This is a genomic window from Solidesulfovibrio aerotolerans (genome assembly GCF_009856865.1).
Classification (GTDB): Bacteria; Desulfobacterota; Desulfovibrionia; order Desulfovibrionales; family Desulfovibrionaceae; genus Solidesulfovibrio; species Solidesulfovibrio aerotolerans.
Window position 1 is genome coordinate 1 of record NZ_WVUD01000024.1, and the last position, 23218, is coordinate 23218.

Here is a 23218-nt window from a genome sequence, read left to right on the forward strand (position 1 = left end):
AGTCTTCGGAGACGCCAAGATGACCACGGCGCTCTTGGACCGTGTGACGCATCACTGCGAGATCATCGAGACTGGCAACGATAGCTGGAGGCTCAAGCACAGAAGCCAATGAGGCGCCCCCCCCCCCCGATTAGATGGAGGGCGGACATCAACATCGAGGGGGTCAATTTTGGACGCTGATTGGGGGTCACTTTTCGGTGCTGTTTGACACCGACATCCCGATTGAAGACTGTCATGATCTCGAAAAGCTCTTGCGGAGCAATGATCTGGCGGCTCTGAAAAAATTTGAGGAAATCAAGCAATCGTTGCCTACCGAATATCAGACAAAAATCCAGGAAATTTCCTGCCAACTCAACAAGCTCGATTTCGAGGCGGCGAGGTTCAATCTCTTGGAGATGGTCACAGCCTCCATCTCCAAGAAAACAAAGGATGCATTTTGAAGCCGACTCCCCAGACCATCCTCCTTGTTGACTGTTGACGATGATCCCATCCTTATCCAGACCCTGGGCAGTCTCCTTATGCCGTTCGGACGGATCCTCTTTGCCATGGACGACGCGAGAGCTCTGGCAATGGTCTCTTCAGAATTGCCTGATCTGATCCTGGTCGACATCGTCATGTCCGGCCTCAATGGCTACGAGATATGCGCCAGACTCAAAGCTGATCCGGGGGTGCACCTCGTTATAGTCTTCGAACCAGGCCGCCAGCTGACTGAGAACGGTTTGCGCGTCCGGGCGGTCATGGACATACTGATCGCGCTTGAAGGTCTTCACGAACCGCCTCGGCCATGCCGTTGTACAGCCGGCCCCAAGCATAGCGGCTGTGACAGTCGATAACCGACTGTAAATACACGCGGCCTACGCCCTTGAGTGTACCAACCAGGAATGGCCCTGAGGGGCCCTTTCTGTTGATTTGATCTCTCGGTTCTTTACCTTGGGGAAGGCTCTGGATTTTGTCCGTTATCCTCAAGAGATAGTTGGTCTTTGAGCCGGACGAATCTTCATTTTGCTTTGATTCAGCCTGGTCGCGGTAGGGACCACCCTTTGGGAGCATGATGGTCAAGACCGGCTCGCCGTGATCACCTGGACCCATCACTGCCAGGATCTTCACAGTGGCCCACTTGCCCGGCGACATGAGGAACAACACGTCGAATTCGATACGACTACCACCACCAAAGGTCTTAGCGGCGATAAGTGTTTTGAAGAGAAGATCAGTCAGACGTCCCTCGAAGGATTGACCTTCACCTTCCAGGCCAGCCGGCGGTGTCAGGTAATCACCATAGAGGTGGTCAGTGACGACCGTATTCACCTTGAAGCCCATCTGTTTCGCTTGGTCGGTGACGTCGATCAACACCCCGTCTTCAATGGCCTGTTTCCGCGTGTAGCTGAAGATGACATTCCAGTCCTGGTTCATTTGGATATCCTCCTCGGTGGAATCTTGAATAATTCCATAGGGGATATCCTGGGGCCGGAGGGGAGGTCACGAGAGACTCCAGGTAAGTTTGGTTGACTCCCGTGATTTGAAGTCAATCTCTACTTTCTTCCAGGAATACGTAATGGTTTTGAATACATGAAATCGCTTGCTGCGACCGCTAGAGAAAAGAATGTTGGCATCATTGAGTTGCTGAAGGCTGTTGACGAAGCTCATGAAACCAAGAGCAACCAAGTATAGCTTAGGATCAAAACAAGAAGCCCATGTTGACCACTTTAGCGTGGCAGACGTGGGCTTTTATCTATCCATATCACATGTGATTATTAGTAATTATAGTCGCTTGCTAGTATCTTTTTGCAACACTCCTTCTCAGAAAATAACTTACAAACACTATCACTCTATTTTGCATAAATTTATCAGTCATAAACAAACAAAAAAAATATTAGTTAAAATGCGCAAACACTATCTCCAGTTAGACCTTGCATAATTAGACAAAACATACTCAACGACATTAAGGTTATTGTTCAAAGAGACAGTACCAGGCGAAGCAAGCGTACCAATCAGAATAAAATTTTGTGAAACAGAAAGTGAATTTTTAGCGTAAATAGTTCCAAACCATCCAGTGTTATTGTTAAAAACAATATCTGTATTTGATCCAATATAAATTTTCGCTGCATCTGAATGCGGGACAACTCGATCAGTATCTTCTACAACAGATCTAAAAGCCCCATTACTGGTTGTTTTAACAAAAACATTGGTGTTTTGGCCTATATTTATATTTCCAGTTACTAAAATTGTTAAGTCACCGCCGGTAGATATATCAAGATACAATTTTGCATTGTTGTTTGTTTGAATTGATGAGAAAATATAAGTGCCACTTTTCAAGTAAGCTGAACCATTTTGGTTTATCGTAAAATTTGTATACTGACCACTTGCTAGTGGAGAAGATGATGTCGATGCTGGAGCAGGCAACGTACCTGTATTTGTAATAGTTGGAGCTATTGGTGCATTTGTTGATGGACATGTAACTGTTGGCATTGTATATTGAAGAGGTGTGCCAATATAATCATTTTGGGCACGATTAATTGCTCCACCTGCTTGCCCTTTTTGTTGAATTGTAGCGTTATTACTCATTTGAATATAGCTCGTAGCATAAGCATTCTGTTTTATAATAGCATTTTGAGAGACTTGGATATAACCATTCGCGCTAACATCTTCATCAACAACAGCATTGTTGTTCAATTGAACATTTCCACTGGCAGCACACACAAAACCGTGCGTTATAGAATTCTGAGCTAAATTTACAGAAGTTTCTGAAATAACATTACCCTCAACAACAGCATTATTATTCAATGTGATTGAAGTTCCTGCAACGCTTCCATTTATGTACGCATTTTGTGGGCCATTCAGCGCTCCACCAGAACTTATTACATAATCACCTCCATTCCATTCTGTTACTGCGTCTGGAAATACCACAGATACAGAGCTTGGGAGTAAGTAGCTTGCTTGGCCATTAGCGGTAGTTCCTTTAATATTGCAAGCCAACGTAGTTCCACTCCAAACTAAATTGTAAATCTCAAAGGTTCCTACTCCTGGAATTGTTTTTGTGAGGTTGTTATTAATCGTTGTTTTTGATGTATCCAAGGTTGAATTGTCTATCGTTGCCTTTTTGCTTAATCCCAAAAGGTAATTTTTACCTGTGTAAGCAAGATTCCTGGCTTGATTTGCCTGATTGAACATCAATTGATTATACACAGCGCTCGATGACATTTGTTGCATCCCAACACCAAGCGCACCCAATACAACGATAGCAACTATTGCACCTATTAATGTTGAACCACTCGAGTTCAATATGACTTTTTTATTTTTGTCTCTGCTCATGTTTATCCCAGTCAAAGTGGGTTGTGTATTTGAGTTGTAAATGTTTTTTGTGCCCCATCGGAAAAGTAGCTAGTAATCGTAACTGAAAAAATTTTTTGAACAGTATCATACGACAATGACGTTGAAGCAAGGTTTAAATTCTTGACCAAGATATGGTCGCCAGGATTTGCATTTGGAGAACTTGTGGTGAGAACAATTGAACTGTCAGCATTCTTGAATTGAATATTTCTAGTTTCTGTGTTGTTATATAAGTATGTAACTCCGTTTGTGACTGCAGTTACGTTTGTCGCATTTTGCAGTTCCAAAGTAATTCGGATAATTGCAAGTTGAACATTTTGAGCTTGAGAGTAATTTGCATCTGCCTTGACATGGCTTGTAACAGAATTCGTATACATAGTTAAAGGTATTGATGCAACGATTCCAAGCAAAACAAGTACACAAATCACCTCGATCAAGGTGAATGCGCGACAATTTTTATTAATTTTGCTCTGTAAAGACATGGCTTAAGCTTTCCGACAATCCAGTGGATGGGTTTGTGCATTCTATCGTAACCAAAAGTTGATTAGTCAGGGGGGTTAAGGAGTATGCGTTATCATTGGTTGTCGGTGTGCATGCAGAACAAAGGGCACACTTTCCTACATAATAAGTTGCAAAACTTGTGACATTGTTACTTAATGTGGTTAGGGCAAAAGAATCTTTTGTGCTGGCATCGTAATCTCTGACAATTAATTCCATAGCATCGTTCAAAATCGAGCTATATTGAAGACGTTCTATTGGTTGATGTTGAGTTAGAACACCGCTTTGATAGTAAGGAATAATCATAACTGAAACCAGAGAAAATAAAATAAATGTAAGGACTATTTCCAATAATGTAAACGCTCTCGTGTTCATTCCACGTAACCTGTGACAGGATCAATTGTGAATGGAAGGGATCCAGAAGCTATAGAGACTGCCGGCTGTCCCATATTATCAAAGCTTATAACGAATGATCCTGGGTTAGTTTTTATAGTATATGTTTGCTTGGTAATGTTATTTTTTTGAATTAAACATGTTCCAGTGCTGCCGTTGATTGAAATCTTCCAGCCTGCGCCAGGAATATCTGCCATGGCGCGCATTTGCGTTTGTCTAACAACATCTTTTATGACTGACTCGTCGACAACATTGTCAACATTTCCAGTGTTAAATTTACTTGAAGCGTAAACAGCAAGGATGCCAAGAACAACCAGCACCGCGATGACTTCTACAAGAGTGAAAGCCTTATTGGATTTAAGAGTTTTTAGCATAGACTTTATTGGAGAGAAAGCAAAGTGGTAATTGGGCTGCAATGTTAAGAAAAAAACTACCAGCAATAAATCCATATGTTTGACTAATCCCAAATGAATTAAAGAGGTATACGTGCATTATCAAAATTATAAAAAAAGCAAAAACATTGCTAAGCATGTTTACAAATCGCTTGTCGTCTTCTTTGTAAATAGATTCTACGACAGGAAGTAGAATTGTGACTGACAAAAATAAACAAAAATTTGAAATTACTTTAGAACCATGAATAATAAATATATTGCCTTCAGAAGAAAGAAATAGATATAATGCGATAAAAACGTACATAACAGCAACAGCAACACGCATCAAAATCAGCGCGCTGTGGTCTTCTATCTGTTTTTTCCACCACATAAAATCTCCCTTAACTTTTCTTCATAAATACTTCTCTTTGCGAGTTTGTGCAAGGAGGAAAATGCGTGTCTTCGACGTTTGTAATGGAATTATCCATTGAACGGGTTTGTTCGACCGATGGTTTTGATTGCATTGAGGCAGGTTTTACGGTGAGTTAGCTCGGTGGGCCCAACTGCGGCCATCTGTCCAATTGTACTTTCGGCAGCGTTACAGGGGGATTTTTTCAAAAAAAGAACTGCCTCAATGAGAATTTTTTGGTTGAGGCAGTTCATAGTTAATAGTAGCGAATTAATAAAAGTAACCCACGAAAAACTAGATGTTGAACACTGCTTTAGCTTTTGTTAAAGCAGCCCAGTTTTTTGTGATTGCCGCATTTGTTGTTGCCGTTACTGTGAGAGTAACAGCAATCGATGCTGGCGTGGAGCCTGTCGCAGCGACGTCTGCGAGGCCATATGTAACAGTGAAATCACCAATCGTTGTAAGTGACGAAAGTGCAGTACTGAGCAGGGCTGCAGTAATGGGCCCTCCTCCCGCTCCAAGGTTGGCATACTGAATATGAACGTTCGTAGCGGCCGCGGCAAGAGCTCCGTCTATCGCTGCTTGCTGCGCTGCCTGCTGCATATCCATGTATTTGGGTATAGCGACTGCTGCTAAAATCCCAAGAATCACCAGGACTGCAATCATTTCAATTAGGGTAAAGCCTTTTTGACCAAGCCGCTTTTTCATCAACATAAAAACCTCCTGGCTAGTAGAAAAGTTAGCGTAAGTTTTAATTCCACAAAAAACACACATCACTACATTTTTTGTTGACAAATATGCGTTGCCATGTCAAGTTTAAAAATGATGACAAACATTTAATAATCCGCTTACCGGCTGAAATATTTCACTTTTACTTTTCAGATTTTACTCCCTCTGCTATGCCGGTAGCGCCAATCTAAATGGATTGATCCATGCTCTTCACAAATACACGTGAATCCAGAGAGGGGGAGCTGAGGGCACAGAGGTTGTGAAAGCGGCTCTTGAGTTTGCGGCAGATAAAGCAACCTGCTATTTCAGGAAATTACCTTGCTCAGAACAGACCTTGAACGCATTTCTAGCGTCTCTCCTCACAGTGGACTATCAAATGATATGAGCTAAACAAATTTTTTGTCGTTGGTTTAAACACACTGACTTTTTGCTGGGTTGTGTTTATTAAAAAGTTTCAAAACTTGGAAGAAATAAAATGGCAGATTCGGATTTTTTTGAGTTAGTTTTAGAAAGCGGACTTGATGAAACTTCAGCAAGATTATTGTTTCCAACTGTTTTAGGAAATAGTCCTCATTTTTTGTTATTTTTAAACCAAATACTTTCAGCTGCCAGAAAAAATTCAATAACGGTTCTAGAAGGAGAGACAGGTACTGGCAAAACAATGTACGCAGAGTACATCTGGAGACTGAGCGAACGAAAGGACGCTCCATTCATTATTATTGATTGTGCCACCATGCATGACGAAATAGCACTCAGTGATCTGATTGGACATGTTCGCGGTTCTTTCACTGGTGCATATGCCGACAGAATTGGAAAAGTTGAGGAGGCTAATGGTGGTTTTCTCTTTTTTGAAAACATTGATTCGATGAGTCCTGAAGCTCAAGCGGTTGCCGTAAAAATTATTGATGACAAAACTGTTCAAAGATTAGGAGACAGCTACCCTCGACCCGTTGATGTCAGACTTATTCTATCAGCCCAAAGACCATTGCCAGAACTCGTCACGAGTGGAACTCTGGATAAGAAACTTTTTTTTCGGTTAGTTAACTCTCGGATATCTGTGCCTGCATTACGTGAATTAAAGTTTGATCTTGAATTTATCGCGAAGCGATGTTGTGTTGACTACCTTGACATTTCCATAACTCAGAAAGCACTTAATCAAGTTAGAGCATATGACTGGCCAGGAAACTTCAGGGAGCTCTTAGACTGTTTTAAAAATTTGAGAAATGAAGAAAAAACGGAAATTAATCACTTAGACTTGCAGCTATATATTTCAAGTATAAAAGGTCATGCCAACCCACTACGAGAATTGCCCCCTCACGACCCTATTCCTTTTAATTTTAATTTAGACCACTATATGGAAGAAGCAGAACGTGATATTATAAAAAAAGCTCTACATCAAGCATTTGGGCTCCAATCGATCGCAGCAAAGATTTTAGGCATTAAGGAAAGAAGCTTGTGGCACCGCATAAAAAAATTAGACATTAAAGTAGAGAAGATAAAACACATGCAGCAATAATTAAAATTTCGAACAGATTGAAGATCACAGAATTGTACTAATATTCACTTTAGTTTTCATATGATTAATAATACCAACCACCTCCGGCGATCCCCTTAATCATCCCCTTACCACACCCGCAGTCGTCTGCGCATTATGTAAATCGGCTCATCGCCGCATTATCTCGACTCATTTCGTCCCGGCCCGCACCGCCAGCACCACTCAGCCTCCCACACCTTCAAAATTTCAAAATTCCGCATTTTACGTCTTAACATGCTGAAATTTCATGCAAATTTATTTGAAAATGCTTTCAAAATCGTTCAAAACATCCCAACATGCTGAAATAGCATAAGAATCTGCTCATACAGCGAGCAACTCAAAAAAATGGGGGAGAGGGGGACTAGCTGACTATTCCCATCAACCAACGGAGCCAACAGGCAGGGGCATCTGAATAACGAAAAAGGGGCCAGGACTTTGACGTCCTAACCCCTTGAAATCCTTGGAGCCAGCATGGAGACTCGAACTCCAGACCTGCTGATTACGAAGACGCAAACTTTGGCTAATCATATTGATTTCATTGACGTATTTTGGCTATTCACATGATCATTTGTGGCGCCCTGCCAACAAGACAAATACGAGTAGGATTGAGCTTTTGGCGATCTTTTGGCAATTGTTTGGCTCATCTTTGGTGTAAAAACTAAATATTCTAGTTGGTAATCTGAGACCTATGCGTTTTGATTTTCATGTCTTCAGCTACGATATGATCAATTAGCCAATGCCTAATAAATTTAAGTATTTCATTGATATTGATCGCTTGGTTGTCGTTTAGTGACCTTTGAAATTCTGCAACCATTGATTTGAGTTCAAAATGCTTAGCCTTGTGTCGCGGAAGATCTGGGTAGTCAAGACTTTCCATGTATAATTCTTCATTTTTAAAATGAGTCATAGTATATTGCTTAAGATTCTCAAATAAGTTTTTTATAATATCGTTATCGTTGTCAGTCGCTGCTATCGCCAACTGATTCATCCAGGAAACTAGTTGCTTGTGTTCCCCGTCGATTGTAGATATATTCAACATGAGTTTGTCTGACCAAGCTAACAGGGGCATAGGTCCTCACTTTTCGAATAATTTATTCGACACATGACTTGCTGTCCAGCATTAAACTAGTATAGCCGCGCAGTGTAAATCAATAAATATTATTAGTGTTAAAAAGGCAGGTGGCTAAACCATCCTGCCTTTAGTAACTACCTAACAGATTAAACGTATGTTGTCTTGCTTAACAGTGCATCTACTATTTTTTTATGCCCATGCTCTGGACTTACGCATTTGTTGTCAGATGATCTCTCCTCAACACCTGAAGCACAATCTGTATTTTCTGTATACAGGTCAAGTGCGATCTGCTTGTAAGCATCATTAACAGACAAATCAGAATATTTGCTTGGTTTGTAAAAATTCTCAATGTGTATTCCTGTAGTAAAGCTATAAATTCCCGAAGAGAAATCTTCAATTGAATACTTGTGTCTGTTAGGAACGAAGTCATTTAAATAACAATCCAAACAAAACCAGGAATACTTAGCTCTTGGTTTGTAGTTCTTGCCACACAAAACGCATTTCTTGTCTCTAAATGCCATAATAAACTCCAAAAGTTTCTTGTTATTGTTTTTACATTAGTCCCAGCAGTCGTCATCTCTTGAACTACTGCCGTAGATGTTTCCATAGTTAATAGTAGGTTTTGCTTTTTCTTTTTCAAGGTTGACTACATATGCTCTTACTTCATTCCAATGGCCTGACAAATCTTTTACGCTATGAGTATCTTTGAAAGGCAAATAAAATCTAATGTAGCATTTTTTGTCGATAGTTGACCAAAGTTTGTCTGCCTGAGCCATAAACGGATCACCACAGCATTCACAAGTCTTCTTTTTGGAACCTTTTCTCATAACCGTCTCCTGTTTTATGTTGATTGGACCTCTTCCCACAAAGAGGTCCAATCTTTTTAAGTTTATGCAAGTTCAGGTAACAAACCGACAGCACGTTCTTTTTCTCCGGCAAGACAATGATAGTAGTGACTTGTTGTCGTTGAAATCATTGAATGCCCAAGAAGTTTTGATACTGCTGCCAAGTCTGCACCTTTACTCAACATGGTTGTCGCAAAGAGGTGTCTAAGGTCATACATCCTGACAGGGTAAGTAATCCCTGCCCGTTCACATGCTCTTCTAAATCCTTTGCGAATCATTCCAACCTGTTTGCCTCTGTACTCAATCACGAATCCAGCCTGAGATTGAGCTCTTTTCTCCTTCATCTTCTCCAGAAGAGTTGATGCAATGGGCACAGACCGATAAGTCTTGGTTTTACTCGCATATATTCGGGCGATGCCTTTCTCGAAATCAATGTGTTCCCATCGCAGAGCAAGGAGTTCAGATTCACCAGGTCGAGTCCCCAAGCTGAAGCATACCTCCATAGCCCATCGAGCATGAGGTTCAGCACATTCCATAATTCTCTTGACGTCATCGACGGTAAGTTGGACCTCTCGCTGCTTCTCTTTTGATTTTCTTCTGCCAGTCATGGGGTTTACCTTGGTAAGATCCATGGTGACACCGAAATTGAAGATTGCATTGACGTAGTCCCCATACCGGTTCACGGTCATCTGGGTTCGGGGCCGTTTTTGTTTCCCATTTGTCTCCTGGAAAAACCGAATGAACGGCACCATGTCCCCTATGTAGGTCATTTCATTCACAACTCTGTCGCCGATGAGGGGATTGAACTGGTTCTTGATCATTTTTGCAAGTTTTGAGGTGTTTTTTTCGGTGCGACCAGAAACCTTGAGATGTTCAAGGTATTTTGAAGTGAGTTCCCGAAATGTCATACCCACCGATTGTTGAACACCTATGGTCGGATAGGTATTTTCCTGAATCACCAATGCCGGTTCAGTTGAAGTATAGGTGATCACCTGTGGCGATATCGGAGGAGTAAGCCGCCCTACTCCACTCGGTTCCTTAACAGCAGTATTAAATTGTTCTGCCAGGGCAGCTGCTTCATCACCTCTACCAAAAGACTTATCCCGTCTTTTACCATTCTCATCATGATAAAAGACCATCCATCGTCCATCTCTTTGATAGACGCCCATAAACACCTCCAAAGTGTAGTATGTGACTTAATTTTTGTAGATTTTAAGTAGTCGGTCGAATAATATCAGCAATTCTCAATGAAGCATTCAAAATGTGATCAAATCAAAGGGCAATCAAGCCCCTTGATGGTTGAATTAGATAATGTTCAGTAAAATTTCTTCTACTTCCTCCTCTTGAACCCCCAGATATCTTCGAGTAATCGAAGGACTGGAATGGTTTAATCTTTTTGCGAGGACTTCCCATGAAACACCAAAGGTCTTTCTCTGATGATAAGTCCAGGTTTTTCGCAGCGAATGTGCTCCAAAATTACCTTTAAGATTAACTGATTCAGTCCACCGCTTGACATATTTTGTCACTGCGAAGGTTGTTAAAGGGTAATTGCTGCCTTTTCTGCTTTTGAACAGAAAATGATCAGAATCATCCCTTACGGTTCGTAAATACGAATCAAGAGCAGATTTAATCTCCTTATTCAAGATGAAGACATTTTCTTTACCTGTCTTCTTCTCGCGCAAGGTTATCCGTTCTCCAACTTTGATGTCCTTTACATCACTGATTTTTAATGCAAGTAAATCTTGGACACGGAGGCCAGAGTTGCAACCCAGGACAAAGAGTAGTTTGTCACGAGGATTGTCACTCAGGATCTTTTTGATACTCTTGATAGTTTTGAGGTCTATGATAGGTTCAACCTTCATCTTTCCCTCCAATTCCCAGTTTTAGTTCAGGGACATTGAAAACGGACATACAAATTGCCCCTTCAAGGATACCCCTCGAGGGACTCGGCAATAACCATTTAAATTTCTTCAATAAATCCATTCCTAATTCCCCAATGTACGTTATTATAATAAAACGTACATTCCTTTAAAGTATTATTTCTGTATAACTTTAGACAATAAAACATAACCTTGCGCCGATTAGTTAAAAAATAGTCACATCTTTCGATATGACTATGGTTCAGGTTCTAAACACTCACACCTTGGTCAGAATGATCATTTCATTCTCAACCGAGACAGAGAATTCATCTCCTTCGGTAATGACAAGACCTTGTAAATCAAGGCTCTTCAGGTAAAGCTTGAGTTCAAACTTGTTGTTCACCTTCGGCCTTCTCGAGTTCTTCAGGTATAAACCCTTGACCTCGTAGAATGTCCTGTCATCGCTCATCAGCTTTAAAACGTATTGCTTCAAAGTCTGGCGATGAGTGATACCCATCTTAACCATGATATCCGATGCATCCATATTGGTAGTGATGCACTCGCGGAGGATCGAAGGATTGTACTTCGACTCTACCTTCTTCTTTTCAGAAACCTCTTGAACGTCGCCAGATGTGTTATCCGTCTTCTTGCTCATACAAGCTCCTTGGTTTAGGTTGGTTATTAATTTCTCTATTGGTCAGTAGAATGTTCAAGATATTATGGTAATAAGCTATTCAGACTGGTTTTGCGCAAGATTAAGATGATCATCCCGGGGCCAAAAACGTGAATTGGTGCCAGGATCAATTCTCCTGGGTTTTCGGTCACGGGGGACAGTAAACCATAGGGCAAGCCCCAAACGGCCCAGGACGGGGCGTATATAGCCCTGAATTTCTGGTGCCTGGGGGAGTGGATCGGTGCCGGGGTCAAAGGGGAGAGCTATTCAGATCAAATTCTGAAACAAGAAAAGGACCAAGCCCGAAGGCAAGGTCCTTTAATTTAGAAACGTAGCTTGCCGCCGACAATGGTGATCATGACCCACCACAGCCGGCGACAATTAGAGGATCGAATGAATCGTTGCCGATCCAAGCGTCCTTAACAACTCAACGGACGGTTTTCCCGTATTGAGCTGAAGCGAGAGATATTTTGTTATATATTATAAGTATATTAAGCTAGTCTTGATTCGTTTAAAGTCACAACAAACAGTCACATCTTAAACAGTCTACATTAGTCGAGTATGTTTTCAAGACATATAAATAATCTACAAACATTTTTTCTCTCGCTGTATCCCTTACGGATACGCAGCCATTCTCACTGAAGATTAACATCTCCAATGCTTTTGCTATAAATAGCATCCAGTGAGAACTTCCCTTGGTTTAGGTCAAGTCTATGTAAAGACCGTCCCGAACCTAATCGCTTACGTATGAATAGAAGATTTTGATTCTTCTGAACCGTTTAATTCGGTAAACTTCAGTTTGCCATGAACTTCGTTCATCATACGCGCCACCTTGGTTTCTTCATGATAATCATGAATACGGGCCAGCCTTCTAGTCTCAATCCCTTTCAACAACTGAATCACTTCATATTGTCTAGATATTGCTCAAATACTCTTGTTCGATGGAGCCGACAAGTAGCTTTGAACTTTGAGCCAATTTTATTTTTTTGACTTTACAGATTATTTAGAAAATCTGTTGCATTGACTTGCATCAACACTTGACCAGCGACCTAATGCAAGGCACCCATGGCACTTTAACTACGCTATTTTGTTTGTGTGATTATTGATACGTCTTGAAACAATTGTCGACCTTAGTAGACTGTTCGTTTTTAGATGTGATCTGCTGAAATTCGTAAAAAATCTTCATGATCGCATAAATATACAATAATATTAAGTATTAATTTCTCTTTACTGCATGAGAATATTGCCGAATAAACTATGCAGTACCATCCCTCCTTGTATTGTAGCTAGCGACAGATGTCTAACTTAAAGGTAAGTATCCAATTAAGGAACTTATCTAATGTCAATCTTTGAAAAAGAGAGGATGCTCAATCATGGATTTGCACCATCTCTTAGTCTTAAGTTATATCAGGATTTTGAGGACACCGGGGTCAGTTTGGTATATCAGTTTTACTTCTTAAATTTTAAATATTATAAATATATAAAATGTTAAGGCAGTTATAATAGTTTTAATTAATATATTTAAACATACTACCAGTATTACATATATAATATCTAAAACAAATACAATAAGTATTAAAGTTACAATGCATAGCAAAAATTCAAAGTTTATATTGTATATTAATTTCTTCTGGAGACACAATTTAATTATAACTTTGTTATTATTTTGAGGACACCGGGGTCAGTTTGGTATATCAGTTTTACTTCTTAAATTTTAAATATTATAAATATATATACGATTATGACAAATACATTTATAATTTATAATAAGATACAAACCAAAAAAGATATGTACTAATTTTATACCTATTGAACTAATTATGTAAGTTAAAAAAATATTTTACATATAATACACATATTTTATTTTGTTATACTAAGCTGCAATTGCTTACTTTTAAAGTAACTATCAATCATATCATTCCTCAGCCGAATCGTATTCTTAGATAGACCGGTTACTTTAACTAGGTTTCGGTTGCTTATAATCATCCCTTTTCCCATCAATTCATCGACGGCATTCAATATTAATGAGTCATTGTTAAACATTTTAGTCTTATGGGTATGCTTAGTACCAAGGGCTTTGTTTTCTTTCTGAAGTTTAGAACGCTCATCATCGCTTATATTTTTTTGTATAGGCTGAAGACCCATGACTCCAAAGTTCTTTATAACTCTACCATATCGCTTGTCATCACGCTTCGGCCATATCCACTCTGAAACAAATTTAGTCTTCTCATGAATTACATAATTTTGCATCGGACCTTTGTCTGGCCAATGCAGAGGTATTGTATCGGAATTATATTTATTTAAATAAGCATACATGTCTTGTTTAAAAGAATTTATATCAAAATGTTTCTTGACATTAAGAAATCCCCATTTTCTAGCTATGTTAAACAATTCAGGATCACGCCCAGCATAGATAGAACTTCTTGTTGCTTCAAAGTACTCTTTAATTGATGGCAAATTTACGAAGCTAGCAAGTTCTTTCAAACTGTAAGCTTTATCTACCCATGTTGTCGCCCAAGAGTTGGAGAATGGATTTTTTATTGATGAATGATTGTAAGATCGGTCAGCGTTAAGCTGTTGATCGTAAGCAAACCTGATAGCTTTGAAATAAGCAACTGGTTTCTTTAGAATTGCAGTCTTATTATATTCACATGGCCAATAGACTGGTGTCGTAAGTTCATAAACTATATGAGATCGACCATTATGAGTATTGACAATAGTTATCGTTGGTTCGGGAAGTTTACAGGCCTTCCATGCAGAAGCCGAGTCAGTATAATCTAAATCAAAGCACATATAGGAACGTCTTGACTTAGGAAACATCAAGTAGTTACTGTTTTTAAAAGCTTCATTAGGGTAGGTTGCACGTTCAATCTCTTTTCCGAATCCCCACCAGACAATGTCATCGAAATGATCCTTAAACCTTCTTTGGGGTGAAGAGTCTTCATAACCATCGTCTTCTTCAAAATCGGGAGTCTCATAGTCATTGTAAATCGGTTTAATATTATAATTCACTTCATCAGGTTCAATGCCTTTTGAATTACTTGGTCTTGCATTACTATCCGCGAACGATTCTTTTCTACACAAGTCTAGAACCCATTCCGGTGCATCCGCGATAGGCAAGTTATCCTGGATAGTATAAAACTGCATAGTGACAGGATGGATTGAACCTGGCGCGACCACTTGACTTCTACAACCAAGAATATCAAAAGCTACAACTTGCTTCTTAATACCACTACAAACACTAATCTCGCCCCATTCTTGGTATCTTCCGTATGTAAACTGATCTTTTGGATATTTGAAATAATAATGAGGTTTGCCACTTCCAGTTTTTACTGTAAAAGTATTCGTGTATGCAGAATCGATATGATGGTTTCGAATATATTGATCGAATAGTTTGATATTGTCCACATCGAGTACTATTATACCACTGGCAAGACCGCAGGCTATGCCTGCATTGTTGCTGATGTAGTCAAAAGCCTCGAACTCTTTTTTTGTGTAACAAGCTTCAGTCCAACCTCTTTTTATCGGGGCTTTAGCAACTTTAGTTTTTGTTGAATATGTACGAACTGGGATTAAGGAAAATATTTCAGAAAGTGCACTGTAAATATCAAGACGAGCAAAGTCATCAAAATCTTTGAGATTATTGATTGCTTCTACGAGTTCAATCGGAAGTGGTGTCTGGCTCTCATTAGTACTGTTCTCTGACATAACTCAACCGTACATCCTTTTGTTCTAAATTTGACTTTAGTTTAATTCTTGCCGGGAAATGAAAAGTGGATTGTCAAAGTTTGGTGGATAACTACTCGGTCTTCTGCCGGGAAGATTTATGCTTAAATCAAGGCATTCCTCAATCCATTCACATCTGGAATGTAGTTAGCCTCTGGGGTTTCGCCATAAGATTGTTTTAAGAAATATGGGTTCATTCACCTAGGGATAGATTGTGTCAAAACCATTCGCTTTGTGTGCAGCTCTGACATGATCCTGAAGTGTAACGAAATAATGAGTATTCACAAGTTGCCTACAAAATGTAGCGTTGTGTCCGTAAAGGTCTCTGTAGGTAATGCTGAGTTCATTTTTAATGTATTGCTCAACCTCTGGCCTGTAGTCATAGTCTTCGAAATATATTAGTTTATTGTCTTCTCTGTCTGGCTCGCTATCTCTGAAACGAAGCATAATCTCTGCCTTATCTGGATTGTATGGATAATTCCAAAAGTATACATACCCAAATTTTTGAGCTTGTGCCCAATTACTGCTGTCGTTGTAATCAATTGGCAAGTCTTTCAGTCGATTGTAGGAACTAACTCCCAGAAGATGAACTTTCTTTCCTGCATCCTTAATACGTTTCACAATTCCACCAACTACAAAATCATCTTTTTTATCTTCTGACATGCCCAGTGATATTATTTCATAGTTTTTAAGGTACTCACCGACTTCGTCTGTGTTCAATCCTCTGTAATCATGCACTACAGGTACAAGATTTTTAATGCCTTTTTCTTCAAGTTGTTTTTGACACTTGCAATTGTCGTCATATCCTGTTGCTTTAAAGTTCTTGTCAAAGTTGAAGATAAAATCAAATTGATTGTTAAAAGTCTGGCAATAGCAAGCAAAGCCGTCGAGGTCTATTTTTTCACGCAGAGATTCTTTCGCGTAGTTATAAGTAAACGCGCCACTGTCAAGAATTAGGCTATTAATTTTGTCACGATGTGTTACGATCATGTCATAATAATCGCCTTTTACTGTACCATAAGACAAAAGAACATTTAGCTCAGCTTCCGGCCTCATCTCCTTGTATTTAAGTAATACATTCAGATCGAAAGAAGACAAATAAATCTTGATGCTCATCGCGAGCCAGCCTTTTTAATCTCACTGCTCAAGTATTGCAAACATTCAATCGCTTCGTCGACTCTATCCGCAGCAAGCTTGGAAGGTATTTTTGATGGGTCGCTGTAATATGCGTATACAGTTTCTACTAACTTAGAGAGAGTGCAGTGAATTGACTCGCAGTATAGTGGTTGAATTTTGCCTGTTCGATTTAATCCCTTGTTTGCTATGCATCTTCTCAAGTACGCATTGATCTCTTGTTCCCCACCCAAAGACCGCATGTAGTCGATGTCATTGTCGTCAAACACACATCCAACTTTATTTGCTCTGTACATTAGCTCTTTGTCGTAAACAATACTACCCACAGAAAATCTAGTATTCAAGTACTTAGTTAAATCAGAAATTTTTTTGGAAAGTTCTGTCAATTCTTCTTTTGATTTTGCTTTTGTTTTTAAGTCAATCCCAAATTGGTCAAGCAATGAAACCAATTCTCCTTTTTTATGGTACGTGTTTAACGCCATGTATAGAGGCAAGAGTGTGTCAATGCCAAGATAATATAGCTTTACTATGACTGGGCTGTACTTTTCGAATGCATACAGATTCTGTGCTTGACGACGACGAGTCTCTTTAATCTTGGGGAATTGTTCTGCAGCAAACTTATCCCATGATTGGACTTGACCATCTAATGGGCGCTCCGCCTCGAATCTTTCGCGAACATGAGTTAACAGTTCCCCAACCCTTGCCCAACCATAGGTCCTAGTTTCCTTATCTCTTCGACCAATAATATCGAACTGTATCTGTACTTTTCTTACGCAACGAGCCTCTTCATCGTAATCTGACGCATTATTTAGGTTTGTTATTATCATGTTCAAAGCATTCAAGTTCTTGTCTGCCTTGATATTTCTGCTTTCTATATAGCTCAAGTCGAAATGTATCGGGTTTGTTGTCATAGCCACTCCTAACCAACCATTGTAATAATACTATCTTTTTTTGGCTTTTTTGATGCAATCGTTATTCGACCTGCATCTTTTAGGATGGCTAATAGAGCGTCATATTTTTTTGTATTAGCTTCTTTTATTCTGCGACTGCTGCATATTTCGTTGTGAGTGCGTGTCCCGCCATTGTCAGCCAAGTATTTCATTATACTTTCTAATTCTCTTTCTGTCTTCGATTTAGTAACCACCTCATGGATTAACCACTTCGTTGATTTAAAAGCACATTCTACAACTCTAAGTGCATTGTATAATGATTTAAGTTCTATTTCGTCTGAGGATGGATTTAATGAAAATTGCATTAACATCGCAATTTTCAATATATACGGCGACCATCTTTTAAAAAATGGCTCTATGAGATCGCTTTTCTCTTTAGAATAGGCTTCAATTAATCCTTCAAGTTGATTGTGCCAATCTTCAAACCATTGCTTCGATTCATCTGTAAGGCGATAGCTGATCTCATCAGGTGAATCGAGCAAATATTTTAGCATGGCTTTTTTGGCATCATGTATGTGTTGTCCATTCTGCCCTTGGGGAAGTGCTGGAGCCCGCTTTTCATTCGGTTTTGGAGTAAAGAGAAGAAATCTTGCTAAAAAACCAGATGTAATATCTTCTTCAGTTATCAACGACTTGAACGAACTATATGTCAAGGAACCGTTGATTGATATATAAGGTTCTATGATGTGTTTGGTGCCATCCGTCTTAGTCGAATGGGTGTATTGATGTGGGACATCATACAATGCAGTCAGCGTCGCCCTAATTTGCAATCCTCTTGTTCCTCCAGATAAAGCTGTAAGCCAGGTACTAAACTCAGAACTGATGATGACACCACCGCCATCAACAGAAAGAATTTCTAAAAGTGCTTCCAGTGTTGCTCTTGTTGGCAAAAATATGTTTCTCTTGTACAAATGCAATGGTATGCAGTTAAAGTCCTGATGCTGATAGTGCTCATTTATTACCAAGTGGGAGTGGTATTGTTTGTCAATATCAATGATTGTGCTTTCAAAGGTGACATCTCCCTGGATGCCAGCAGCTTCAGCAAGATATTCTGTGTAATCGACTAATTGGTCAGGTAAGTCTTTTAAAGTCACTCCTGCGAGGTCATTAAGAGTGAACGGCGCTTGGGGATGATACTTTTTTTCAAGAACATCAGCAAAAGTGTGTAGTGCACCTCGTGCACGTAGTGCCATGTCTTCGATTTGATAAGCTATCTCGAATGCATTGTTTTGGCTTGTCGTTTTGAATTGTCCTGACTTGTTAACTTCAAGCACCCACAGGTTTGGATATAACTTCTGAAAATAACCATGATTAATACCTTTTGTGGCATATTTTGGTATATAAAGTGACTTCTGCAATACGGCCGACATAAGACTTAATGTGTTGATCACTGCAGACAGTTTTTCACAACCTGTCTCCAGCATGAGTGCTTCAATATAGTCTTTAATTACAGGCGCGAAATATTGGATATCTATGTCAATATCAGCCGGAAGCAACGTTTTCATGAAATCAGCTGCTATTTCAGCCGCGGTCTGTTGTTGCGCTACGGTTTGATTGGTGGTCATAAATGATTCTCCAAACGAGTATTAATTTCTGGAAAAACCGGCGCGCCAAGTCAAGAAGAGGCTGGTTCGGGCAAATCTACCCTCGTCCGAGGCAACTTAATCTACCCTACATTCACCCCAATTAGCCCAAATACGTAGCCCGCAGACTTCTGTGGGATGGAGAAGCCGCATTTTCCCGTCGTTTTCGGGTTCATTTTGCTCCACCTCCGACGTGTCCGCAACTTCAAATTTTCAAAATCAGCAATTATAAATATTTAATTCAATGATTACAAACACTTATTACAAAAAATATTTTGAATTGAGGTTCAAAAATTTTCAACCAACTGATTTTAATCAATAAAATATTTTCTTGGCGTGGCGTGGCGTCACTAGGCACCCTGAGGGTGTTCCATGCACCATCGGCCGTTTCCTCCAGAAACGTAGAGCCCTAGGGCATTCTGGAGCATTCTCAGCCCTAGCAAGCGACGTCAGCGACTCCGGTTGCCCCCCCTTGCCAAATCAAATGGCCCAGACCAGCTTTCGCCGATCTGGGCCATGTACAACCGGTCGTTAAGGCAGAGACGGAGACTCCTGCACAACTTCAGCAGTAGTTTCAGCAGTCGACTTAGCCAAGGCTTCTTTCGCCTGCTTCTTCTTCCACTGAGGAGTCTGCTCCCACGGCTTACTCTTCTCAGTCGTTGCTTTCCGTTCCGCAGCAAGGTTCTTCGACACAAGCTTGGTTTTTTTGTCATACCCACACAAGTTCAAGTACGCTTCGCGGGTATAGTTATGCTCAGCAAGATGAGCTTTCGTGAGCATACTGAACTCTTTACCACAAACGCAGCACTTGATCTTGTCCTTACCGATTGCCTTTTTCGGGTTCACTTTCAGAACGACATCGTCCTTTTTAGAACTATCAACCCCAGCAGAACCTTTGGAGTTGATAATGCCACTCTGAATGCGGTAGGAACCCTCAGCAAGCGTTTTCACCATAGCAAGAGTGTCTTCAGCGGACATGCCGGGATGAGAAGCCATAACGCCCAAAAGAAGAGTATCATTAATCATCTTTAGACTCCGTGTTTATTGGATTTTTACCGAATAAATTGAAGCTGAAGAGACAAATTACCGTGGGGACATAGGTGATTCTGAATAAGTTTGACTGATAATCGAGCTGATAAGCCGCCGGAACACAAATTAGTGATAAGTGTTTTGCTATGCCTCCCTCCGCGTTATAGGTGATCACCAATGGAGCCAATGCTGATCACTTAAAAAGGTGTGGCAAATCGACCGGATACCCTCTCGAGATGTGGCGCGAACGCCCTGTTGCTTTTCAAAGACCAGCAATACCTTGATATGTAACCGACCTAACAGTGTCAACGTTTACCTTCGGCCCGTACCGTTTTATTCTCATTCTGTTGCCATTTACCACTTACATGCTAAATTCGGAGCAATGGTGCTAAAAATCCTGGGATGAGACTTTTCAAATTACCACTTTGCTTGAATCTTTACGCGGTAGAGACATGAATTTTACCACTTGCGGATAATGGTCTTGAATTGCAACGCAGCTATTCCATCTGATTTTAGTATAGAATACGTGCGTGTCGTTTGGAGAATATTCGCTTTACTATCAATAAATATTCGAGTATTATCCAAAAATTGGTCCCTTAAAACCACATACTTTGTTGGAGTTGCTATGTGCAAATCAAAGCAAAAAACAATTGAATCTCTCCTCGATTCCATGGTGTTTAAAGATTTCTTGTTAAGCTTGTTAACAATGAAAACTTTTTACCCTGAAACTTGGTACAAAAGCTACGATGCTAAACTTTTGCTCGACGCATTGGAGTATCATATTTCAAGATTAAGTGGCACGGATAAATTTGCCGCCAATCCAGTTGGTCTTGGAGCTTTGGAGATTGTCTATCAAGAACGTGTTGATGGTCAAGCTTGGCCTACATATGGCCAAATTCTTACGGCCTTAAAAAACGATATTATTATGCATTGGGATGGCCACCCTGTAAAAAGGAGAACTCTTGAAGACTTAAATAGAGAAGCTGATGAGGCCGAAGGGCTGGTTTACACTCAAGAAAACAGTAAATCTTCCTAATGTTTTAATTTTCTCAACCAGCCCCAATCTAACCTACTGAAGACCAGGATGGTTATACAGTTATGCCGTGCCTATTTCTGACACATTTCAGTCGTCTTCTGGCAACATAATGGTCAAGACTGGCTCGCCGCGATCACCTGGACCCATCACTGCCAGAATCTTCACAGTGGCCCACTTGCCCGGCGACATGAGGAACAGCACGTCGAATTCGATACGACTACCACCACCAAAGGTCTTAGCGGCGATAAGTGTTTTGAAGAGAAGGTCGTGAAGCCGTCCCTCAAGCGACTGACCCTCACCTTCCAGGCCAGCCGGCGGTGTCAGGTAATCACCAAAGAGATGGTCCGTGACGACCGTATTCACCTTGAAGCCCATCTGCTTCGCTTGGTCGGTGACGTCGATCAACACCCCGTCCTCGATGGCTTGCTTGCGCGTGTAGCTGAAGATCATGTTCCATTCTTCGGTCATTTGGGTATCCTCCCTGTTGGAATCTTGAATAATTCCTAGGGGGATAACCTGGGGCCGGAGGGGAGGTCACGCCAAGTTCGCTGATCGCAACATGAAATATTTAGCTATATTATCAATTATACTTTAAAAAATAAATGGGATCACATGAAATATTTTTTGTCAAAGACGAGACAAGTTAATCTAAGGCTTGTGAGCACTTTCATTGTAACAAGGAAAATTCAATTCGATTTCGCCCTTTTGACTTTGCCTGACAAAGCAATGAATCCGCCTGCGCCAAAACGCTTTGAGATGACAGCCTAGTATGCATTTAGATGTTACAACACCAAAGTTTGCAGTGACGAAACAAGATACTCATGAACTATTGCAGTAGAAAGATCGCGCGAAAATATATTTACGACTTTTATGCAACTCAAACAGCACCGCGGATATCTGTTTCTAAAATAATACAAAAAAATTCTTTACCTCCATAACATGCCACTAAAGTTGCATGGCGTACTGCATACTTTTAAGCAATTTTTGCAATAATTTGCGAGATATTATCTAAGCAAGGTGGCCATATCTATCGTTCTATGCCTTAAAAAAATCCATACCTAACATAAAAGGAGAAAGTTCAGCCTTCGTACGAGCGTGACGAGCATATTCTTGATCAAAAATTTCATTAAATTTTCGCCAATATTGAATTTTAGTCCGCGCATCAGTGAGACTAAGTTGTTCAAGCTTATCTCTGTACTCTTCAAGCATTTGCTCAGTTAGTTTTTGCTTGGTGATATCGCTCATTGCTATGCGGAATACGGATTTATCATCTCTATTCTGTAAAAATGTAGCCCTCAGATTCGCCCGAATTTTGAGTTTATCCCCCGCACTTTCGGACAATAGGCACGTAGAATTGTCGCCGGTGTCACAAATTGCTACATCGTTTCCGAGTCAAATCCCGATGACAGATAGCTTTGTAAATTGATCTTCTTGTTGGCAATACCCAACTTTTTGCGAATATTGTCGCGGTAGGTTTCCACGGTGCGAGGGGAGAGACTCATGACCAGAGCTATCTGTTTAGTTGAATCCCCCCTGCGGATCATGCCCGCTATTGATCGTTCGCGAGGCGTCAGTCGAGCATTGCAAAAATCTGGCGCAGCAGCCTGCGCTTTCGACACACTGACACCAAGCACCCCCAACATCGAACCATCTGATTTAGCAATGAATGAGTCGCGACGATACTTTGCTAAGCCATCCCTCAAGACCTCGCAGAGCACGGAGGTTGGGCAGGGCTTGGTTAGGAAGCGGAAAATTTCACCTTGATTTACGGCTGCGATGGCGGCATTTAGATCGCCATGCCCCGTCAGTATGACGCGCACACAATCAGGAGCAAGTTTCCGCAGACGCTCCAAGAATTCTACACCGTTCATCCCGGGCATTTTGTAGTCTGAAACCACCACGGCAAATGGTCCATCCCGTTCAATAAGTTCTAGCCCCTCCGCACCCCCTAGTGCAGTGTAGGGGTCAAATTCCCGCCGAAGCGTAATCTTTAACGCGTCCAAGACATACTGTTCATCGTCGACGAGGAGAATCTTTCCAGTCATGCCAC

At 40.6% G+C, this 23218-nt stretch carries 22 protein-coding genes and 3 pseudogenes; 5 read left to right on the plus strand and 20 right to left on the minus strand.

Features of this window, described 5'->3' with window-relative positions:
- The 3 genes and pseudogenes from GTA51_RS20970 to GTA51_RS21500 all read left to right on the plus strand — a co-directional run.
- Positions 1-112 (plus strand): ATP-binding protein (locus GTA51_RS20970; protein ID WP_246198130.1); only part of this gene is annotated, 112 nt, incomplete at its 5' end.
- Positions 113-197: 85 nt separating this feature from the next.
- Positions 198-440 carry a hypothetical protein gene (locus GTA51_RS12965; RefSeq protein ID WP_160961705.1) on the plus strand — a complete coding sequence of 81 codons (243 nt, stop codon included), beginning with the start codon at positions 198-200 and terminating at the stop codon, positions 438-440.
- Positions 441-518: 78 nt separating this feature from the next.
- Positions 519-626 (plus strand): annotated as a pseudogene (locus GTA51_RS21500) (hypothetical protein); the annotation flags it as partial.
- On the opposite strand, the pseudogene GTA51_RS20975 reads toward GTA51_RS21500, so the two are convergent.
- The 6 genes and pseudogenes from GTA51_RS20975 to GTA51_RS21265 all read right to left on the minus strand — a co-directional run.
- Positions 579-792, minus strand: a pseudogene (locus GTA51_RS20975) (integrase core domain-containing protein); the annotation flags it as partial. The pseudogenes GTA51_RS21500 and GTA51_RS20975 overlap by 48 nt on opposite strands.
- 246 nt (positions 793-1038) lie before the next feature.
- Positions 1039-1410: pseudogene (locus GTA51_RS12975) on the minus strand (DUF6573 family protein); the annotation flags it as partial.
- 480 nt (positions 1411-1890) lie between these two features.
- On the minus strand, positions 1891-3309 hold the full coding sequence (locus GTA51_RS12980) for a hypothetical protein (RefSeq protein WP_160961707.1): 1419 nt from the start codon (positions 3307-3309) through the stop codon (positions 1891-1893).
- Between the two features lie 11 nt (positions 3310-3320).
- Positions 3321-3809, minus strand: coding sequence for a type II secretion system protein (locus tag GTA51_RS12985; protein WP_160961709.1), 489 nt, complete (start codon positions 3807-3809; stop codon positions 3321-3323).
- A 387-nt stretch (positions 3810-4196) separates the two neighbouring features.
- Entirely contained in the window at positions 4197-4667 is a 471-nt protein-coding gene (locus GTA51_RS12990; RefSeq protein WP_160961710.1) for a pilus assembly FimT family protein, read from the minus strand.
- 625 nt (positions 4668-5292) lie between these two features.
- Positions 5293-5712: a type IV pilin protein gene (locus tag GTA51_RS21265; protein WP_281353969.1), complete on the minus strand. Its 420-nt coding sequence runs from the start codon at positions 5710-5712 to the stop codon at positions 5293-5295.
- A gap of 490 nt (positions 5713-6202) precedes the next feature.
- Here GTA51_RS21265 and GTA51_RS13000 point away from each other — a divergent pair, with 490 nt between their 5' ends.
- Positions 6203-7243: a sigma-54-dependent transcriptional regulator gene (locus tag GTA51_RS13000; protein ID WP_160961712.1), complete on the plus strand. Its 1041-nt coding sequence runs from the start codon at positions 6203-6205 to the stop codon at positions 7241-7243.
- Positions 7244-7928: 685 nt separating this feature from the next.
- On the opposite strand, the gene GTA51_RS13005 is transcribed toward GTA51_RS13000, so the two are convergent.
- The 11 genes from GTA51_RS13005 to GTA51_RS13055 form a co-directional block, all read right to left on the minus strand.
- A complete protein-coding gene (locus GTA51_RS13005) occupies positions 7929-8330 on the minus strand; it encodes a bacteriohemerythrin (RefSeq protein WP_160961714.1) in 402 nt (133 codons plus the stop codon).
- A gap of 149 nt (positions 8331-8479) precedes the next feature.
- A complete protein-coding gene (locus GTA51_RS13010; RefSeq protein WP_160961715.1) occupies positions 8480-8854 on the minus strand; it encodes a hypothetical protein in 375 nt (124 codons plus the stop codon).
- A gap of 36 nt (positions 8855-8890) precedes the next feature.
- Entirely contained in the window at positions 8891-9160 is a 270-nt protein-coding gene (locus GTA51_RS13015) for a hypothetical protein (protein WP_160961717.1), read from the minus strand.
- Between the two features lie 62 nt (positions 9161-9222).
- On the minus strand, positions 9223-10347 hold the full coding sequence (locus tag GTA51_RS13020; RefSeq protein ID WP_160961718.1) for a tyrosine-type recombinase/integrase: 1125 nt from the start codon (positions 10345-10347) through the stop codon (positions 9223-9225).
- Positions 10348-10482: 135 nt separating this feature from the next.
- Positions 10483-11040, minus strand: a complete 558-nt coding sequence (locus GTA51_RS13025; RefSeq protein ID WP_160961720.1) for a tyrosine-type recombinase/integrase — start codon at positions 11038-11040, stop codon at positions 10483-10485.
- Between the two features lie 274 nt (positions 11041-11314).
- Positions 11315-11692, minus strand: a complete 378-nt coding sequence (locus GTA51_RS13030; protein ID WP_160961722.1) for a hypothetical protein — start codon at positions 11690-11692, stop codon at positions 11315-11317.
- A 1878-nt stretch (positions 11693-13570) separates the two neighbouring features.
- Complete coding sequence (locus GTA51_RS13035; protein ID WP_160961724.1) at positions 13571-15418, minus strand: replication initiation protein; 1848 nt, start codon at positions 15416-15418, stop codon at positions 13571-13573.
- Between the two features lie 219 nt (positions 15419-15637).
- Positions 15638-16552, minus strand: coding sequence for a hypothetical protein (locus tag GTA51_RS13040; RefSeq protein WP_160961725.1), 915 nt, complete (start codon positions 16550-16552; stop codon positions 15638-15640).
- The gene (locus tag GTA51_RS13045) at positions 16549-17481 is read right to left on the minus strand and encodes a hypothetical protein (RefSeq protein ID WP_160961727.1); all 933 of its coding nucleotides are present in this window, start codon (positions 17479-17481) and stop codon (positions 16549-16551) included. Before GTA51_RS13045 ends, GTA51_RS13040 begins: the two co-directional genes overlap by 4 nt.
- An 8-nt stretch (positions 17482-17489) precedes the next feature.
- Positions 17490-19085 (minus strand): DUF3987 domain-containing protein, encoded by a 1596-nt coding sequence (locus tag GTA51_RS13050; RefSeq protein WP_160961729.1) that lies wholly within the window; start codon positions 19083-19085, stop codon positions 17490-17492.
- 549 nt (positions 19086-19634) lie between these two features.
- Positions 19635-20129, minus strand: a complete 495-nt coding sequence (locus GTA51_RS13055) for a MucR family transcriptional regulator (RefSeq protein ID WP_160961730.1) — start codon at positions 20127-20129, stop codon at positions 19635-19637.
- 628 nt (positions 20130-20757) lie between these two features.
- Between GTA51_RS13055 and GTA51_RS13060 the strand changes: the two genes are divergently transcribed.
- On the plus strand, positions 20758-21168 hold the full coding sequence (locus GTA51_RS13060) for a hypothetical protein (RefSeq protein WP_160961732.1): 411 nt from the start codon (positions 20758-20760) through the stop codon (positions 21166-21168).
- 87 nt (positions 21169-21255) lie between these two features.
- Here the strand turns inward: GTA51_RS13060 and GTA51_RS13065 are convergent, their stop codons facing one another.
- From GTA51_RS13065 to GTA51_RS13075, 3 genes are all read right to left on the minus strand, one after another.
- Positions 21256-21636, minus strand: coding sequence for a DUF6573 family protein (locus tag GTA51_RS13065; RefSeq protein ID WP_160961734.1), 381 nt, complete (start codon positions 21634-21636; stop codon positions 21256-21258).
- A 567-nt stretch (positions 21637-22203) separates the two neighbouring features.
- On the minus strand, positions 22204-22413 hold the full coding sequence (locus tag GTA51_RS13070) for a PleD family two-component system response regulator (RefSeq protein WP_160961735.1): 210 nt from the start codon (positions 22411-22413) through the stop codon (positions 22204-22206).
- 131 nt (positions 22414-22544) lie between these two features.
- Positions 22545-23213 carry a response regulator gene (locus GTA51_RS13075; RefSeq protein WP_160961737.1) on the minus strand — a complete coding sequence of 223 codons (669 nt, stop codon included), beginning with the start codon at positions 23211-23213 and terminating at the stop codon, positions 22545-22547.
- Positions 23214-23218 lie beyond the last annotated feature (5 nt).